Annotated in this window: 12 protein-coding genes; 9 read left to right on the top strand and 3 right to left on the bottom strand. The window is 62.2% G+C overall.

Going from position 1 to position 14,551, the window contains the following annotated elements; translation table 11 throughout:
• The first annotated feature begins 1 nt into the window (after nt 1).
• From murD to lpxC, 9 genes are all read left to right on the top strand, one after another.
• Complete coding sequence (gene murD / locus LOY70_RS24475; protein WP_265029615.1) at nt 2-1,348, top strand: UDP-N-acetylmuramoyl-L-alanine--D-glutamate ligase; 1,347 nt, start codon at nt 2-4, stop codon at nt 1,346-1,348.
• Nucleotides 1,345-2,562 (top strand): putative lipid II flippase FtsW, encoded by a 1,218-nt coding sequence (ftsW, locus tag LOY70_RS24470; protein ID WP_025215398.1) that lies wholly within the window; start codon nt 1,345-1,347, stop codon nt 2,560-2,562. Before murD ends, ftsW begins: the two co-directional genes overlap by 4 nt.
• Entirely contained in the window at nt 2,552-3,622 is a 1,071-nt protein-coding gene (murG, locus tag LOY70_RS24465) for an undecaprenyldiphospho-muramoylpentapeptide beta-N-acetylglucosaminyltransferase (RefSeq protein WP_265029614.1), read from the top strand. The genes ftsW and murG overlap by 11 nt, the downstream gene beginning before the upstream one ends.
• Complete coding sequence (gene murC, locus LOY70_RS24460; protein WP_265029613.1) at nt 3,615-5,075, top strand: UDP-N-acetylmuramate--L-alanine ligase; 1,461 nt, start codon at nt 3,615-3,617, stop codon at nt 5,073-5,075. The genes murG and murC overlap by 8 nt, the downstream gene beginning before the upstream one ends.
• Nucleotides 5,072-6,037, top strand: coding sequence for a D-alanine--D-alanine ligase (locus tag LOY70_RS24455; RefSeq protein WP_265029612.1), 966 nt, complete (start codon nt 5,072-5,074; stop codon nt 6,035-6,037). Before murC ends, LOY70_RS24455 begins: the two co-directional genes overlap by 4 nt.
• Before the next feature lie 3 nt (nt 6,038-6,040).
• Entirely contained in the window at nt 6,041-6,907 is an 867-nt protein-coding gene (locus LOY70_RS24450) for a cell division protein FtsQ/DivIB (RefSeq protein WP_025215394.1), read from the top strand.
• 15 nt (nt 6,908-6,922) lie between these two features.
• Complete coding sequence (gene ftsA / locus LOY70_RS24445; protein WP_003178237.1) at nt 6,923-8,182, top strand: cell division protein FtsA; 1,260 nt, start codon at nt 6,923-6,925, stop codon at nt 8,180-8,182.
• Nucleotides 8,183-8,283: 101 nt separating this feature from the next.
• Nucleotides 8,284-9,477 carry a cell division protein FtsZ gene (gene ftsZ, locus LOY70_RS24440; protein WP_265029611.1) on the top strand — a complete coding sequence of 398 codons (1,194 nt, stop codon included), beginning with the start codon at nt 8,284-8,286 and terminating at the stop codon, nt 9,475-9,477.
• Nucleotides 9,478-9,589: 112 nt separating this feature from the next.
• Entirely contained in the window at nt 9,590-10,501 is a 912-nt protein-coding gene (gene lpxC, locus LOY70_RS24435; protein ID WP_025215392.1) for a UDP-3-O-acyl-N-acetylglucosamine deacetylase, read from the top strand.
• A gap of 249 nt (nt 10,502-10,750) precedes the next feature.
• Here the strand turns inward: lpxC and LOY70_RS24430 are convergent, their stop codons facing one another.
• The 3 genes from LOY70_RS24430 to LOY70_RS24420 form a co-directional block, all read right to left on the bottom strand.
• A complete protein-coding gene (locus tag LOY70_RS24430; RefSeq protein WP_265029610.1) occupies nt 10,751-12,247 on the bottom strand; it encodes a sensor domain-containing diguanylate cyclase in 1,497 nt (498 codons plus the stop codon).
• 261 nt (nt 12,248-12,508) lie between these two features.
• Nucleotides 12,509-13,876 (bottom strand): heavy metal sensor histidine kinase, encoded by a 1,368-nt coding sequence (locus LOY70_RS24425; RefSeq protein ID WP_265029609.1) that lies wholly within the window; start codon nt 13,874-13,876, stop codon nt 12,509-12,511.
• Nucleotides 13,863-14,546 carry a heavy metal response regulator transcription factor gene (locus tag LOY70_RS24420; RefSeq protein ID WP_025215389.1) on the bottom strand — a complete coding sequence of 228 codons (684 nt, stop codon included), beginning with the start codon at nt 14,544-14,546 and terminating at the stop codon, nt 13,863-13,865. The genes LOY70_RS24425 and LOY70_RS24420 overlap by 14 nt, the downstream gene beginning before the upstream one ends.
• Nucleotides 14,547-14,551: the final 5 nt, after the last annotated feature.

The raw sequence follows: 14,551 nt of genomic DNA, 5'->3' as shown, positions 1-14,551 counted from the left end.
AGTGTCCCTGATCGCTTCTGACCACTTCCGCATCGTTGTCGGCCTCGGCAAGAGCGGCATGTCCCTGGTTCGCTTCCTGGCGAACCGGGGCGTGTCGTTTGCCGTGGCCGATACGCGGGAAAGTCCGCCTGAGCTGGCCACGCTGCGCCGTGACTATCCCCAGGTGGACGTGCGTTGTGGCGAGCTGGACGTCGAGTTCCTGTGTCGCGCCGATGAGCTCTACGTGAGCCCCGGCCTGGCCCTGGCGACGCCGGCCCTGCAGGCGGCGGCTGCCCGTGGCGTAAAACTGTCCGGCGACATCGAGCTGTTTGCGCGTAATGCCAAGGCACCGATCATCGCCATCAGCGGCTCCAACGCCAAGAGCACCGTCACCACCCTGGTGGGCGAAATGGCTGCTGCGGCCGGCAAGCGCGTCGCCGTGGGGGGCAACCTCGGTACCCCGGCACTGGACCTGCTCAGTGACGACGTCGAGCTGTACGTGATGGAGTTGTCGAGCTTCCAGCTCGAAACCACTGATCACCTGGGCGCCGAAGTGGCCACCGTGCTCAACATCAGTGAAGACCACATGGACCGCTACAGCGGCCTGCCGGCTTATCACCTGGCCAAGCACCGGATCTTCCGTGGCGCCCGGCAAGTGGTGTTCAACCGCCAGGACGCCCTGACCCGTCCGCTGCTGGGCGAAGGCCTGCCGTGCTGGTCCTTCGGCCTGGGCGTTCCGGATTTCAAAGGCTTCGGTTTGCGCGAAGAGAATGGCGAGAAATACCTGGCCTTCGAATTCCAGAACCTGATGCCGGTGCGCGAACTGAAGATTCGTGGCGCCCATAACCAGGCCAATGCCCTGGCGGCCCTGGCCCTGGGACACGCGGTCGGCCTGCCATTCGACGCCATGCTTTCGGCGCTGCGTACCTTTGCCGGTCTCGAACACCGCTGCCAGTGGGTGCGCGACCTCGATGGCGTGGCCTGGTACAACGATTCCAAGGCCACCAACGTCGGTGCCGCACTGGCCGCTATCGAAGGGCTGGGTGCAGACATTGAAGGCAAACTCGTGCTGATCGCGGGTGGCGACGGCAAGGGCGCCGATTTCAAGGACCTGCGCGATCCGGTGGCGGCCAACTGCCGCGCCGTGGTGTTGATGGGGCGCGACCGCGAGTTGATCGCCCAGGCACTCGGCGATGCCGTGCCGCTGGTGCGCGTCGGTTCGCTGGACGAAGCGGTGCAGCAATGCCGTGCCCTGGCGCAACCGGGCGACGCGGTGCTGCTGTCACCGGCCTGCGCCAGTTTTGACATGTTCAAGAACTACGAAGAACGCGGGCAGCTGTTCGCCCGGGCTGCGGAGGACTTGGCATGAGCCTGATGAATATCATCAAGCCGTACCCGTCGCCGTTGATCACCGGGCGCGGCATCGACCTGGATTTCCCGATGCTCGCCGGTTGCCTGGCATTGCTGGGCCTGGGCCTGGTGATGATCACCTCTGCGTCGTCGGAAGTGGCGGCCGTGCAGTCGGGCAACACGCTTTATCACATGATCCGCCACCTCATTTACCTGGTGATCGGCCTGGGCGCGTGCATCGTCACCATGATGGTGCCGATCGCCACCTGGCAGCGTTTGGGCTGGATGATGCTGCTCGGTGCCTTTGGCCTGTTGGTGATGGTGCTGTTGCCGGGTATTGGCCGCGAGGTCAACGGTTCGATGCGCTGGATCGGCTTCAGCTTCTTCAACGTACAGCCGTCGGAAATCGCCAAGGTCTTCGTGGTGATCTACCTCGCCGGTTACCTGGTGCGTCGCCAGAAAGAAGTACGCGAAAGTTGGATGGGGTTCTTCAAGCCGTTCATCGTGTTGCTGCCGATGGCGGGCCTGCTGCTGATGGAGCCGGACTTCGGTGCTACGGTGGTGATGATGGGCGCGGCGGCGGCGATGCTGTTCCTGGGCGGCGTCGGGCTGTTCCGTTTCACCTTGATGGTGGCACTGGCGGTGGGCGCGGTGACCGTGCTGGTCCAGGCGCAACCCTATCGGATGGCGCGTCTGATTACCTTCACCGACCCGTGGGCCGACCAGTTCGGTTCCGGCTATCAATTGACCCAGGCACTGATCGCCTTCGGTCGCGGTGAATGGCTGGGCGTGGGCCTGGGCAACAGCGTGCAGAAGCAGTTCTACCTGCCCGAAGCCCACACCGACTTCGTGTTCTCGGTCCTGGCCGAAGAGCTGGGCGTGGTGGGCTCGTTGTGCACGGTTGCCTTGTTCGTGTTCGTTTGCGTGCGCGGCATGTACATCGGTTTGTGGGCCGAGAAGGCCAAGCAATTCTTTGCCGCTTACGTGGCCTATGGCTTGTCGTTCCTGTGGATCGGCCAGTTCCTGATCAACATCGGCGTGAACGTCGGCCTGTTGCCGACCAAAGGCCTGACGTTGCCGTTCCTCAGTTATGGCGGCAGCTCCCTGGTGATCTGCTGTGCCTGTCTCGGCTTGTTGCTGCGCATCGAATGGGAGAGTCGAACCCATCTGGGCAGCGAAGAGATGGAATTCCAGGAGAGCGACTTCGCCGAGGAGCCGACCCATGGGCGCTAACGTGCTGATCATGGCGGGCGGTACCGGCGGGCATGTATTCCCGGCGCTGGCCTGTGCCCGCGAGTTCCAGGCGCGCGGCTACACCGTGCACTGGCTGGGTACGCCACGGGGCATCGAGAATGAACTGGTGCCCGGCGCCGGACTGGAGTTGCACCGGATCGACGCGAGCGGCCTGCGGGGCAAGGGCAAGCTGTCGTTGCTCAAGGCGCCGCTGATGCTGCTCAAGTCGATCTGGCAGGCCCGGGCGATCATCCGCCGGCTGCGGCCGGTCTGCGTGGTGGGGTTTGGTGGTTATGTGACCGGTCCTGGCGGGGTTGCGGCAAAACTGGCCGGTGTGCCGGTGATCGTTCACGAGCAGAACGCCGTGGCCGGTACCGCCAATCGGTTACTGGTGCCGTTGGCCGCCCGGGTCTGTGAAGCCTTTCCCGACACCTTTACCCTGTCGGGCAGCCGCCGTACCACCGGTAATCCGGTGCGTACCGAGCTGTTCCTCGATACACCGCGCCCAGCCCTGGCTGGGCGCAAGGCGCGTTTGCTGATCCTGGGCGGAAGCCTGGGGGCAGAACCGTTGAACAAATTGCTGCCCGAAGCCTTGTCCCAGGTCGCCCCCGAACTGCGGCCGGAAGTGTTTCACCAGGCGGGCAAAAACCACGATGAAGTGACCGCCGAGCGCTACCACGCCGCCGGCGTCGAGGCGCAAGTGCAGCCTTTCATCAAAGACATGGCCCAAGCCTATGGCTGGGCCGACCTGGTGGTCTGCCGCGCAGGCGCGCTGACCATCAGCGAACTGGCTGCCGCCGGTCTGCCCTCGATGCTGGTGCCTTTGCCCCACGCCATCGACGATCACCAGACCCGCAATGCCGATTATTTGGCCCGTGAAGGCGCAGCCTTCCTGATGCCGCAAAGAACGACTGGCGCCGCGGATCTTGCCGCCCGCCTGACAGAGGTTTTGATGCAGCCGCAACGACTTGAAGACATGGCCCGCGCCGCCCGCCGCCTGGCCAAACCCGATGCCACGGCCCAAGTGGTCGATACCTGCCTGGAGGTGGCCCATGGTTGAGAATCGCAAAGCCATGCCGCAACCGGAAATGCGCCGTATCCGCCGCATCCACTTCGTCGGTATCGGCGGCGTGGGCATGTGCGGGATCGCCGAAGTGCTGCTGAACCTGGGCTATGAAGTCTCCGGCTCGGACCTCAAGGCGTCCCCGGTGACCGAGCGCCTGGAGTCCTTTGGCGCCCAGATTTTCATCGGCCACCGTGCCGAGAACGCCGCCAATGCCGACGTGCTGGTGGTGTCCAGCGCCGTGAACACGTCCAACCCGGAAGTCGCCACCGCCCTGGAACGCCGCATTCCCGTGGTGCCTCGGGCCGAGATGCTGGCCGAGTTGATGCGCTACCGCCACGGCATCGCCGTCGCCGGTACCCACGGCAAGACCACCACCACCAGCCTGATCGCTTCGGTGTTCGCCGCCGGTGGCCTGGACCCGACCTTCGTGATCGGTGGCCGTCTGAATGCCGCGGGCACCAATGCCCAACTGGGCACCAGCCGCTACCTGATCGCCGAGGCCGACGAGAGCGATGCGAGCTTCCTGCACCTGCAACCGCTGGTGGCGGTGGTGACCAACATCGACGCCGACCACATGGCGACCTACGACGGTGATTTCAACAAACTGAAGAAAACCTTCGTCGAGTTCCTGCACAACCTGCCGTTCTACGGCCTGGCGGTGGTGTGCCTGGACGATCCGGTGGTGCGCGAGATTTTGCCGCTGATCAAGCGTCCGACCGTGACCTACGGTTTCGGCGAAGACGTCGACGTGCGCGCCATCAACGTGCGCCAGCAGGGCATGCAGACGTTCTTTACCGTGCTGCGCCCTGACCGCGAGCCGCTGGATGTGTCGGTGAACATGCCCGGCAACCACAACGTGCTCAACGCATTGGCGACCATTTGTATTGCCACCGATGAAGGCGTCAGCGATGAAGCCATCGTCCAGGGCCTGTCCGGGTTCCAGGGCGTGGGCCGACGCTTCCAGGTCTACGGCGAACTGCCGGTGGAAGGCGGCAACGTAATGCTGGTGGACGACTACGGCCACCACCCGACCGAAGTCGCGGCGGTGATCAAGGCCGTGCGCGGTGGCTGGCCGGAGCGGCGCCTGGTGATGGTCTACCAACCGCATCGCTACAGCCGCACCCGCGATCTGTATGACGATTTTGTCCAGGTGCTGGCCGACGCCAACGTGCTGCTGTTGATGGAAGTCTATCCGGCCGGTGAAGAGCCGATCCCGGGGGCCGACAGCCGTCAGCTGTGCCACAGCATTCGCCAGCGCGGTCAGTTGGACCCGATCTACATCGAGCGCGGCGTGGAGTTGGCGCCGCTGGTCAAGCCGCTGTTGCGCGCTGGCGACATCCTGTTGTGCCAGGGTGCCGGTGACATCGGTGGCCTAGCCCCGAAACTGTTGAAAAGTCCGTTATTCGCCGGGGCAATCGTGGCACCCAGCGAGGGGAAACTGAAATGACTGCTGCCTACGCCAATTTGGTCTCGACCCTTGACCCGAAAGCCTTCGGCCGCGTTGCCGTGCTGTTCGGCGGCAAGAGCGCCGAGCGCGAGGTGTCCCTCAAATCCGGCAACGCCGTGCTGCAAGCCCTGCAAAGTGCCGGTGTCGACGCCTTCGGTATCGACGTGGGCGATGACTTCCTGCAGCGCCTGCTGAACGAGAAGATCGACCGCGCGTTCATCATTCTGCATGGCCGCGGCGGTGAAGACGGCAGCATGCAAGGCTTGCTCGAGTGCCTGGGCATTCCCTACACCGGCAGCGGCATCCTGGCGTCTGCCCTGGCGATGGACAAACTGCGCACCAAGCAGGTCTGGCACAGCCTTGGCATTCCGACGCCCCGTCACGCCGTGCTGGCGTCCGAGGCCGATTGTATTTCGGCGGCCACGGAACTGGGCTTCCCTTTGATCGTCAAACCGGCCCATGAAGGTTCAAGTATCGGCATGGCGAAAGTGAATTCGCTGCCTGAGTTGACCGCGGCATGGAAAGACGCCAGTTCCTACGATTCGCAAGTGTTGGTCGAGCAATGGATCACTGGTCCGGAGTTCACCATCGCCACCCTGCGTGACCAGGTGTTGCCCCCGATTGCGCTGGGCACACCGCACACGTTCTACGACTACGACGCCAAGTACGTCGCCAACGATACCCAGTACCGCATTCCTTGCGGGCTGGACGCTGCCAAGGAAAAAGAACTGATGGACCTCACGGCCAAGGCCTGTGAGGCGCTGGGTATTGCCGGTTGGGGCCGGGCGGACGTGATGCAGGACGCCGATGGGCAGTTCTGGTTCCTGGAAGTCAACACCGCGCCCGGCATGACCGATCACAGCCTGGTACCGATGGCGGCCCGTGCCGCCGGTCTGGATTTCCAGCAACTGGTGCTGTCGATCCTGGCGGCCAGTGTCGGCACTCAAGAGCCAAGAGGTTAAGCCATGCAAGGCGCATCGCTTCGTCATCAGCCCTCCGCACCCGGTCGCAAGCCGGTGCCGCGGGGTGCCAGCCGAATGGTGGCTAAAGAGCCGATGTCGGCGCGCTTGCCGAAAGCCAATTTTGGTTTTCTCAAGAGCCTGTTCTGGCCGGTGCTGCTGGTGGCGTTGGGGTTCGGTACCTATGAAGGCGCGCAACGGTTGTTGCCTTATGCCGACCGGCCGATTGCCCGGATCAACGTCCAGGGCGACCTGAGCTACATCAGCCAGCAAGCGGTGCAGCAGCGGATCGCGCCGTTCGTGGCGTCGAGCTTCTTCACCATCGACCTGGCGGGCATGCGCACGGAACTGGAGCAGATGCCCTGGATCGCCCATGCCGAAGTGCGCCGGGTTTGGCCTGACCAGGTGTCTATTCGCCTGGAAGAACAATTGCCGGTGGCCCGTTGGGGCGACGAGTCGTTGCTGAACAACCAGGGCCAGGCGTTCACGCCGCGGGAACTGGCGAACTACGAACATTTGCCACAACTGTTCGGTCCTCAACGGGCCCAGCAGCAAGTGATGCAGCAATACCAGGTGTTGAGTCAGATGTTGCGGCCCCTGGGCTTCTCCATCGCGCGCCTGGAATTGCGTGAGCGCGGCAGCTGGTTCCTGACCACTGGCGCGGGCAGCTCGGGACCGGGCATCGAGCTGCTGCTCGGGCGCGGCAACCTGGTGGAAAAGATGCGCCGTTTCATTGCCATCTATGACAAGACGCTTAAAGAACAGATTACGAACATCGCGCGCATCGATCTGCGCTACGCCAACGGCCTGGCTGTTGGCTGGCGGGAACCTGTAGCGCCCACGACGGCCGCCCCCGCCGTCGCGAAGAATTAAGAAGAGGCAGGACCCATGGCAAACGTGCAAAGCGGAAAAATGATCGTCGGTCTGGATATCGGCACTTCCAAGGTGGTAGCGCTGGTAGGCGAGGTCGCGGACGACGGCACGCTGGTCATCGTCGGGATCGGTACCCATCCGTCCCGCGGCTTGAAAAAAGGCGTGGTGGTGAACATCGAGTCCACCGTGCAATCGATCCAGCGCGCCATCGAAGAAGCGCAGCTGATGGCCGGTTGCCGGATCCACTCGGCGTTCGTCGGCGTGGCGGGCAATCACATCCGCAGCCTGAACTCCCACGGCATCGTGGCGATCCGTGATCGCGAAGTCAGCTCCGCGGACCTTGAACGCGTGCTCGACGCGGCCCAGGCCGTGGCGATCCCGGCCGACCAGCGTGTGCTGCACACCCTGCCGCAGGATTACGTGATCGATAACCAGGAAGGCGTGCGTGAGCCCCTGGGCATGTCCGGCGTGCGTCTGGAAGCCAAGGTCCACGTGGTCACCTGCGCCGTGAACGCAGCGCAGAACATTGAAAAATGCGTGCGCCGCTGCGGCCTGGAAATCGACGACATCATCCTCGAGCAACTGGCCTCGGCCTACTCGGTGCTGACCGACGACGAGAAGGAGCTGGGCGTGTGCCTGGTGGACATCGGCGGCGGCACCACCGACATCGCGATCTTCACCGAAGGCGCCATCCGCCACACCGCGGTGATCCCGATTGCCGGCGACCAGGTGACCAACGACATCGCCATGGCGCTGCGTACCCCGACCCAGTACGCCGAGGAAATCAAGATCCGCTACGCCTGCGCCCTGGCGAAACTGGCCGGTGCCGGTGAAACCATCAAGGTGCCGAGCGTCGGCGACCGTCCACCACGCGAGCTGTCCCGCCAGGCCCTGGCCGAAGTGGTCGAGCCGCGTTACGACGAACTGTTCACGCTGATCCAGGCCGAACTGCGTCGCAGCGGCTACGAAGACCTGATTCCGGCCGGCATCGTGCTGACCGGCGGAACGTCGAAGATGGAAGGCGCGGTCGAGCTGGCCGAAGAGATTTTCCACATGCCGGTGCGCCTGGGCGTGCCACATGGCGTCAAGGGCCTGGATGACGTGGTCCGCAACCCGATCTATTCCACCGGCGTGGGCCTGTTGATGTACGGCCTGCAGAAACAGTCCGACGGGATTTCGTTCTCAGGGATAGGCAGCCGCGACAGCTACAGCAACGACGAGCCGAAGGCGCCGCTGTTCGAGCGGCTCCAGGCTTGGGTGAAAGGCAATTTTTAAAACAGGTTCAAAGCTTCACGCGGCAAGTTTCAGGCTTGGCGCTGGAAGGCGGTAAAAAACGCAGTAGGCGAAAAAAACTAGAGAATGTAAGGAGAGGGAAAATGTTTGAACTCGTAGACAACATCCCCGCTAGCCCGGTTATCAAGGTAATCGGAGTCGGCGGTGGCGGCGGCAACGCTGTCAACCACATGGTCAAGAGCAACATTGAAGGCGTTGAATTCATCTGCGCCAACACTGATGCCCAGGCGCTGAAATCCATCGGCGCGCGGACCATCCTGCAACTGGGCACTGGCGTAACCAAAGGCCTGGGCGCCGGCGCCAACCCTGAAGTCGGTCGTCAGGCCGCTCTCGAAGACCGTGAGCGTATTGCCGAAGTCCTGCAGGGCACCAACATGGTGTTCATTACCACGGGCATGGGCGGCGGTACCGGTACCGGTGCGGCGCCGATCATTGCCGAAGTGGCCAAGGAAATGGGGATTCTCACCGTTGCGGTGGTGACTCGTCCGTTCCCGTTCGAAGGTCGCAAGCGCATGCAGATCGCCGACGAAGGTATCCGTCTGCTGTCTGAAAGCGTCGACTCGTTGATCACCATTCCCAACGAGAAGCTGCTGACCATCCTCGGTAAAGACGCAAGCCTGCTGTCGGCTTTCGCCAAGGCTGACGATGTACTGGCCGGTGCCGTTCGCGGTATCTCCGACATCATCAAGCGTCCGGGCATGATCAACGTCGACTTTGCCGACGTACGGACTGTCATGAGCGAAATGGGCATGGCGATGATGGGCACTGGCTGCGCCAGCGGTCCGAACCGTGCACGCGAGGCCACCGAAGCGGCCATTCGCAACCCGTTGCTCGAAGACGTGAACCTGCAAGGTGCACGCGGCATCCTGGTGAACATCACCGCCGGTCCTGACCTGTCCCTGGGTGAGTACTCCGACGTGGGTAGCATCATCGAAGCCTTCGCTTCTGAGCACGCGATGGTCAAGGTCGGTACCGTTATCGATCCGGACATGCGCGACGAACTGCACGTGACCGTGGTTGCCACTGGTCTGGGCGCGAAAATCGAGAAGCCTGTGAAGGTCATCGACAATACCGTTCACACCTCCATGGCTGCGCAACCGCAACAACAAGCGTCTGCCCGTCAGGAAGCGCCTGCGGTGAATTACCGTGACCTGGACCGTCCGACCGTCATGCGCAACCAGGCTCAGGCCGGTGCTGCGACTGCCGCGAAGATGAATCCGCAAGACGATCTGGATTACCTGGACATCCCGGCATTCCTGCGTCGTCAGGCCGATTGATGAAATGTATCAGGGGGATACGGGTGATTGGTGTTCAGCAAAGGTCTGGTCTGCTATCATCGCCAGCCTTTGTTGATACCAGTTCGCAATTTGCGCTGAAGCGGCCCATGCCATGATTAAACAACGCACCCTGAAGAATATTATCCGTGCCACAGGTGTCGGCTTGCACTCCGGCGAGAAGGTCTACTTGACCCTCAAGCCCGCGCCTATCGATACCGGCATTGTGTTTTGTCGTGCCGACCTCGACCCTGTGGTGCAGATTCCTGCTCGCGCGGAAAACGTTGGTGAAACCACTATGTCGACCACGTTGGTCAACGGTGACACCAGAGTGGACACGGTGGAGCATTTGCTCTCGGCCATGGCTGGCCTGGGCATCGATAACGCCTACGTCGAGCTCTCCGCGTCCGAAGTCCCGATCATGGATGGCAGTGCCGGACCCTTCGTATTCCTGATTCAATCGGCTGGCCTGGAAGAGCAGGACGCCGCCAAGAAGTTCATCCGTATCTTGCGGGAAGTGACCGTGGAAGATGGCGACAAGCGCGCCACTTTTGTCCCTTTCGAAGGTTTCAAGGTGAGCTTCGAGATCGATTTCGATCACCCGGTTTTCCGTGACCGCACCCAGAGTGCAAGCGTGGATTTTTCCAGTACTTCGTTCGTAAAAGAAGTCAGCCGCGCCCGTACCTTTGGTTTCATGAGTGATATCGAGTACCTGCGCAAGCACAACCTCGCACTCGGCGGCAGTGTTGAAAACGCGATCGTGGTCGATTCCGATGGTGTGTTGAACGAAGACGGTCTTCGTTATGAAGACGAATTCGTCAAGCACAAGATCCTCGATGCAATCGGCGACCTCTACCTGCTGGGCAATAGCCTGATTGGTGAGTTCAAGGGCTTCAAGTCCGGTCATGCACTGAACAACCAGCTGCTGCGCAAGTTGATTGAGCAGAAAGACGCTTGGGAAGTCGTGACGTTCGAAGACGCCAGCACCGCACCCATCTCTTACATGCGCCCTGTTGCGGCCGTGTAAGCAAAAAACCTCTCTAGTTTTTTAAGGGCTGCCTTCGGGTGGCCTTTTTTTATGGCTGTTTCCTGAGGATCAGATGGGCCCTGTGGCGAGGGGATTTATCCCCGCTGGACTGCGAAGCAGCCCCAATGCAGACGACTCAATCAGCCTGGCGCACCGAGTTGCAGTGGGTAGGACTGCTTCGCAGCCCAGCGGGGATAAATCCCCTCGCCACAGAGAGCACAGTGTCCATAGCCTTTGGGTGTTGCGATGTCACATCGCGCAGACCACACGATTACGCCCGGTGGCCTTGGCCTGGTACAGCGCCTTGTCGGCAGCGAACAGGAGTTGTTCGAGTTCGCCATACGGCCCTTGTGCCCAAGTGGCGATGCCGATACTGACCGTCATGGGCGCTCCTCCCTCGGACACAGGTGGCAGTTGTTCAACCGCGTCGCGAATATTCTGGGCCATGGTGAAGGCGCCAGCGGTGGTGGTCTCCGGTAGCACCACCGAGAACTCCTCACCGCCATAGCGCGCCGCCAGGTCGGCGGGACGGCGGACATGCTGGCCGATCAATTGCGCCAAGGTGCGCAGGGCCTCGTCACCCTGTTGATGACCATGACGATCGTTGAACGCCTTGAAATGATCGGCATCGATCATCAGCACAGACAACGGTTGGCCTGAACGTTGGGCGCGCAGCCATTCCTGTTGCAACGTCTCGTCCAGTGTTCGTCGGTTGGCCAGGCCCGTGAGGGCGTCGACGGACGCCAGTTGGGCCAACTCCCGTTCAGCCCTGTAACGGCGGCGCAATTCGCGGCGCAGCAACCAGGTGAGCCAGAGCAAACCGATGCACAGCGCGCCGGTGGCGCCGCTGACCAACAATGCCGTGCGTCGCCATGAGGCGAAGACCTCTTGGGAGGAGAGCGCGACCACGACGATCAACGGCAAGTCGCCCACCTGGGAGAAGGTGTACAGGCGCGGCTTCTGGTCCTGACCGGACACGCTGGTGAAGCTGCCGTTGCCTTCGCGCAGGATGCGCACGAAGTTCGGCCGCTTACTGAAGTCCTTGCCCGTCAGGTCTTCGGCCAAGGGTGGCTCTTGCGCCAATAGAATGCCGTCTCGGCTGACCAGGTTGACTGTGCCGCCATGACCGATGTTCAGGCTCTTGAACAATTGGTTGAAATAGTTCAAACGCATCGCGGCCTCGGCCACGCCCATGAACTCACCCCGGTCATCGCTCAGTCGATAGCTGAAACTGATGCGCCAATCGTTGGCGGCACTCCTGGAGCGGAACGGGCGACTGATCATCATGCCCAGGCTCGGGTCCTGGACATGGGACTGGAAATATTCCCGGTCGGCGTAATTGCCTTTGCGCGGTTCGACCGAGGCGGAGTCGGCGATTACCTCGCCATGCTTGTCGAGCAGCAGGATGTCGCCTTTGTAGGGGGCGGCGGTGGCGCGGTCGAACAGCGCCAGATGGCGAATCGTCGGTGAAACGTCTTTCAGGTCGTCGCGTTTGGCGGCGGCGACCAAACCTTGCAGCGACAGATCGTAGAGCTCCACGTTGCGCAGCACATCGGCGTCAATCAATTGCACGATATTGGTCGCCGCACGTGTCGCAGCCTGTTGTGCGGCGGCATGTTCGCGGATCAACAGAAACGTCACGATGCTCAGGATGGCAATGACAACCAGCGAGCTGGCCAGTACGAGTACCCGTTCCGAACGTCTCGAAAGCGGGGTGTTGCCGGGTTTCGCACTGCGCGCGCTCATGGTTCCGATGTCTGCATTGTCATGTGGTTGGGATCCGTCCCAAAGGATTGCAAACCGGCAATGAACCAGATGCTGGCCTTTTGCTGATTGTGCTTGGATCAATGGGAGCGGGCAATCAGTGTTTGCGCAATTACCCGGTAATTTATGAAAGCAGGGCGCGCGTTCGGACGGTATTCCGATTTTGCTACAGTTGGCTTTCGCCCAGCATTCATTGGCCTGGAAAGGCCTGATGACTCATACGAACTTATGGGGGGAGGGGCGTCAGGCTGGCAAGCGGATCCCGAACGTGTTGGCACCCTGGTCGCTGTGCACAAACACATCGCCACCATGCATCAGTGCAATGGCCTTGACGATGGCCAGCCCCAGCCCGTGGTTGGCGCCACTGTTGCTGCGCGAGGCGTCGACGCGATAGAAACGTTCGAACAGGCGTGGCAGATGCTCGCCGGCAATCGGTTCGCCGGGGTTGGTGACGGCGAGGGAGATCTGGTCGCCAAGGGCTTCGATGCGCACATCGATCACTTGCCCGGGCGCGGTGTGCTGCACGGCGTTGCTCAGCAGGTTGATCAGCGCCCGCCGCAGGTGGGCGATCTCGATGTTGGCCTGGGCATCGCCGCTGACCCGGACCTGGACCTGGGCATCTTCCAGTATGAAGTCCAGGTAATCGAGAGTGGTCGCCACTTCGCTGGCCAGGGACGCGCTGGTCAACTTGGTGGCCTTGCTGCCCTGATCGGCGCTGGCCAGGAACAGCATGTCGTTGATGATCGAGCGCAGCCGCTCCAGCTCCTCGAGGTTTGACTGCAACACTTCGAAGTAATGCTCGGCCGAACGTCCGCGAGTCAGCGCCACCTGGGTCTGGCCGATCAGGTTGGTCAGGGGCGAGCGTAATTCATGGGCGACGTCGGCGTTGAACGACTCCAGCCGTGAGTACGCTTGTTCGACCCGGTCGAGGGTGGCATTGAAGGAGCTGACGAACTGACTGAGCTCCGGTGGCAGCGGTGACAGCCGCAGGCGTCCGGACAGACGGGGCGGGGTCAGGCGCCGGGCTTCATCGGACAGTTTGATCAGAGGCTTGAGGCCGATGCGCGCCACCCAATAGCCCAGCAAAGAAGCCAGCAGCACACCGACAATCGCCAGGCTCACCAGCGCCACCAGCAGATGATGCTGGGTCTGGTAGAACGTCTCGGTGTCGATGCCGATCATGAAGCGTAGCGGCGGGCGTTGGTCCTTGGCGGGGAACTGGCTTACCAGCACTTTCATCGGGTAATGCCGCTGGGGCAACTTCAGGTCGCGCTTGCCCAGCGGACCTTCGGCAAAGGCGCGGATCTGCGGGTCGGGATCGCCATATTCAAAGCGCGGATCGCCGCTGACGATCCAGAAGTGGATGCGCTTGTCTTCTTCGCCCAGCAATCGCAGTTTGTTGTGAATCTTCACCCAGTGCTCTGGCGTGCCATAACGACCGACCGTCGACTCCAGGACGCTGTAGCGGGCGTCGAGCTCTGCTTCGGGCAACAGGCCAAGGCCTTTGTCGACCTGCTGATACAACGCCCCGCCGATCAACAAAAACACCAGCGCCGCCACCAGCGTGAACAGGCCGCTCAGGCGCAGGGCGATGCTATTAGGGTAGGTCATCGCTGCGACTCTCCAACACATAGCCCATCCCGCGGATGGTGTGCAGCAACTTTTGCTCGAACGGCCCATCGAGCTTGGCTCGCAGGCGTTTGATCGCCACTTCCACCACATTGGCGTCGCTGTCGAAGTTGATGTCCCAGACCATTTCGGCGATGGCGGTCTTCGAAAGAATTTCGCCTTGGCGGCGGGCCAGGACGCTGAGCAAGGAAAACTCCTTGGCGGTCAGGTCCAGGCGCTGGCCCGCGCGAGTGGCCTTGCGGCTGATCAGGTCGATCCACAGGTCGGCGATGCTCACTTGCACCGGTTCATGGCCGCCGCTGCGGCGGGTCAGGGCTTGCAGGCGGGCCACCAGCTCCAGGAAGGAGAAGGGCTTGCCCAGGTAGTCGTCGGCGCCGTCGCGCAGGCCCTTGATGCGGTCTTCGACCCGTTCACGGGCCGTGAGCATGATCACCGGTGTCTGCTTGCGGGCACGCAGGGCCCGCAGCACACCAAAACCATCCAGGCCCGGCAGCATCACATCGAGCACGATCACGGCGTAGTCGGTTTCCAGGGCCAGGTGCAGCCCCTCGATGCCGTCCGGCGCGACGTCCACGGTGTAGCCTTGTTCGGTCAGGCCGCGATGCAGGTAGTCCGCGGTTTTCTCTTCGTCTTCGATGATCAGAACGCGCATGGCCC

Origin of the sequence: Pseudomonas sp. B21-054 (assembly GCF_026016345.1) — a bacterium.
Taxonomy (GTDB): domain Bacteria; phylum Pseudomonadota; class Gammaproteobacteria; order Pseudomonadales; family Pseudomonadaceae; genus Aquipseudomonas.
Note: the sequence above shows the minus strand (reverse complement) of the source record. Positions and strands in the feature narration are given on the sequence as shown.